1 protein-coding gene is annotated in these 3,695 nt (G+C 39.6%); it reads left to right on the top strand.

Going from position 1 to position 3,695, the window contains the following annotated elements:
• Positions 1-1,893 precede the first annotated feature (1,893 nt).
• A complete protein-coding gene (locus LG368_RS15075) occupies positions 1,894-3,504 on the top strand; it encodes a replication initiation protein (protein ID WP_226755518.1) in 1,611 nt (536 codons plus the stop codon).
• Positions 3,505-3,695 lie beyond the last annotated feature (191 nt).

The following is a 3,695-nucleotide window of genomic DNA, read 5'->3' as shown; positions in this document are numbered from 1 at the left end:
TTCGGTAGGACAACCCACAGTCGTACTTAAGGCGTAATATTTCTTTAATTTTATTCATTGGAGTTCTCTTTTTTGCCATGATCGCTTCCTCACCTTCTTGCTTGAAAAGGAAAGAATAGCGAGTTATTGATTTAAAAGAGAAAAAGGTAGGATTTCGGGCATTCCGAACGCGGTTTTCGCTCTTCCGAACGCTGATTTCGGAGTTTGCTTAAAAGTGTTCGGATAATCGCGGAATACGTGTTCAGATTAAACCGAAATAGGTGTTCGGAATGCTCCGAAATATGCACTTTAAGTTTGTCTAATTTTTTTTAACCAAATTGCATTTGTTTCTTGTTTAATAATGTTTACTATCTTGTTTATTCTTGTTTATTACCTGTTTAGTATCAAATTAACTTAACTAGATCAATATCTTAGATAGTTTAACGTGACAGATATGCGTTTTAACGTGACAGATATGCGATAGATCGTGACTAATAATTATCTAACGTGACAGTACCGCAGTTTAACGTGACAGGTATGCAACAGATCGTGACAAGTGATCTGTTGCATACCTGTCGTGTTCCTTGACTCTGTTTCTAAAGTTTATTTGGCTTTAAATAATTAGGTGAATTACATAACGTGACAGATCTGCAACTCTTGTAAGATTATGAATTGCTTTTTTGTCACGATGTGCCTGCTATCCGGCCTTTTCGTGACAGATCCGCAACCCCGGTAAGGCTTTGAACTGCTCTTTTGTCACGATGTGTTGGGTATTCGGACTTTTCGTGACAGATCCGCAACTCCGGTAAGGCTTTGGACCGCTTTTTTGTCACGATGTGTTGGGTATTCGGACTTTTCGTGACAGATCCGCAACTCCGGTAAGGCTTTGGACCGCTTTTTTGTCACGATGTGTTGGGTATTCGGACTTTTCGTGACAGATCCGCAACTCCGGTAAGGCTTTGAACTGCTCTTTTGTCACGATGTGTTGGGTATTCGGACTTTTCGTGACAGATTCGCAACTCTGGTAAGACTATGAATTGCTTTTTTGTCACGATGTGCCTGCTATCCGGCCTTTTCGTGACAAATCCGCAACTCCGGTAATGCTTTGAACTGCTCTTTTGTCATGACGTGTCTGATATTCGGACTTTTCGTGACAGATCCGCAACTCCGGTAAGGCTTTGGACCGCTCTTTTGTCACGATGTGTTGAGTGTTCGGACTTTTCGTGACAGATCCGCAACTCTGGTAAGACTATGAATTGCTTTTTTGTCACGATGTGTTGGGTATTCGGACTTTTCGTGACAGATTCGCAACTCTGGTAAGACTATGAATTGCTTTTTTGTCACGATGTGTTGGGTATTCTGTCTCTTCGTGACAGATCTGCAACTCTGGTAAGACTATGAATTGCTTTTTTGTCACGATGTGACGGCTATTCTGTCTTTTCATGACAGCCCTATAATTCAGCCAATGCTCTGGACTGCCTTTTTGTCACGATGTGTTGGGTATTCTGTCTCTTCGTGACAGATCCGCAACTCTGATAAGACTATAAATTGCTTTTTTGTCACGATGTGACGGCTATTCTGTCTTTTCATGACAGCCCTGTAATTCAGCCAATGCTCTGGACTGCCTTTTTGTCACGATGTGTTGGGTATTCTGTCTCTTCGTGACAGATCCGCAACTCTGATAAGACTATAAATTGCTTTTTTGTCACGATGTGTCCGATATCTGATTTCCTCATAGCAAGTGTTTAGCGCTTTCCGTTATGGCATTTCTATGTCATTTATGTCGGATTAACGTGACAAAAAAGAAACTTTGAAAGCATTGCTGTTGTCTTTTTGTCACGATACGCTATCTTTCATACCTTCATGGGGTAAAAATGGTTACACCTCTCTGATATATCGTGATATGGATTTATAATGTCAAAAGAAAGCTCTAATGAAAAACAATCTCTTGTGTCTGAAAGTGCATTTAACAGAGATACGGCATTGGTTACAAAGCGCAATGAGCTGATTGCTGGCCATTCAGAAATGTCGTTGAATGAAAATCGTATCTTTCATGCTGCTATCGCAATGATTGATTCTCGAGCTCATGATATAGGGGAGATTAGAGTGACTCCTAGTCAATTGGCTTATGCATTAAATACATCAAAATCCAATGTGAGCAAATACCTTAAAGGGACGAAAGGTAGACCAAGTTTGTTAGAAGAGTTGCAAACAAGGTATGTAAGAGCGCCACTGATCTACGATACATCGTGTATAACAATAGATGGGAAAAGGCTTTGCCTTAAAGAAGACAGCTCATGTGTTTATATTAAAGTTAGTGATGTACAGGATAAAGAGTTCAAGGATCAGAATGGTCTGAGTGTTTTTTTTGATGCTGAAATAGGACTACACGTCTTTGATGAAAACAATCGAAGTATGCCACCCAAGATAGGTCGAATAGAGGATGCTTTAGGGGCAGAAATCAATCACCTCGGACAAATTATTACATCAAATGACGAGCCTTTTAGAAAAAAAAATGCCTGTGAAATATACGTAAATGCTGAAAGTATGCTTTGTGCTGCAGCATTGGCCAAAGGTAAAAAATCCAGTCAGTTGAAAAACATCTCTATTTTTGACACCTCTGCTTATAATGCTGAAGAGGGTTATGTAGTGTTTGAATTTGGTGCTGCATTTAAACCATATGTAATTGATATTAAAGAAAATTTCACTAAAAGCTATATGAAATATGTCATTAGCTTAACATCAAACATTGCAGCTGACTTGTACGATATTTTTAGGAAAGAGCTTCCTATCAACACCGTTAGGAAAGGAAAAACTGAAGTATCATTTAAAAAAAATGTAGATGAACTTCGTATACAGCTTGGCATTACAGATAAATATTTAAGACTAGCAGACTTTAAAAGAGCGGTACTAGACAGATCCAAAGAGCAGATCAACGGTAAAACAGATTTAGAGTTCGATTATGAGATTCCTGAACGTCGAAATAACCCTCGTGCGGTTTTCAAATACATACTGTTTAAGGTAAAAGCAACGAAAGCTGAGACTGCTAGGCTAGTTAAAGAAAGTGACATGATACAAGAACTTGAAAAATATTTTGATGCTAGGTTTGTAAAAAATTTGACTAATAAATATTCCGTTGAGTGTTGCTTAAACAATCTAAACCTTTTCATCAAGGCTAAGCATGTGACCACTATAGCGAATCCCTCAGGTTGGTTAAGGGACGCTATAAAATTCGATTACCATGGGACTAACGGTGTCCTTTCCTTATCAGAGTACATTAATCCAGTTGAGAGACAATTCGTCAGTGATATCGTCCGTGAAGAATGGGACTCTTGGGATCAAGAAGAGCGTGATGAATTTGTTAAATATAGATTAAAAGGTGCTTACGTTAGCATTCGTTTTTCAGAGTACCTTTCTGAATTCGGTCTACAAGAAGCGCATGAGAATTTCCGGCCGAAGACAGAAACTGCTAAACAGCAAATTGATGTTCTCATGGGATCCGAAATTTATAAGAAATCTGACTGATGAGGTGCGCATACCTGATCTTTTGTGTAAGTGACAGAGCTGTCAACTACTCGTGGAAGAACTGGTGACTGCTCCCCTACATAAATGTAGGGGCTTCCAAGTTCTCAGGCAGCCGCTAGCCTTACACTAGACTTACGCTTGCCTCCCTTAGCAGAGACGGACAGCCCTTCCGCCTTCATTTTCAAAACGCC

Source organism: Marinomonas algarum (assembly GCF_020532605.1).
Taxonomy (GTDB): domain Bacteria; phylum Pseudomonadota; class Gammaproteobacteria; order Pseudomonadales; family Marinomonadaceae; genus Marinomonas; species Marinomonas algarum.
The sequence above is the reverse complement of the archived record's forward strand: the minus strand, read 5'-3'. Positions and strand labels throughout refer to the sequence as shown.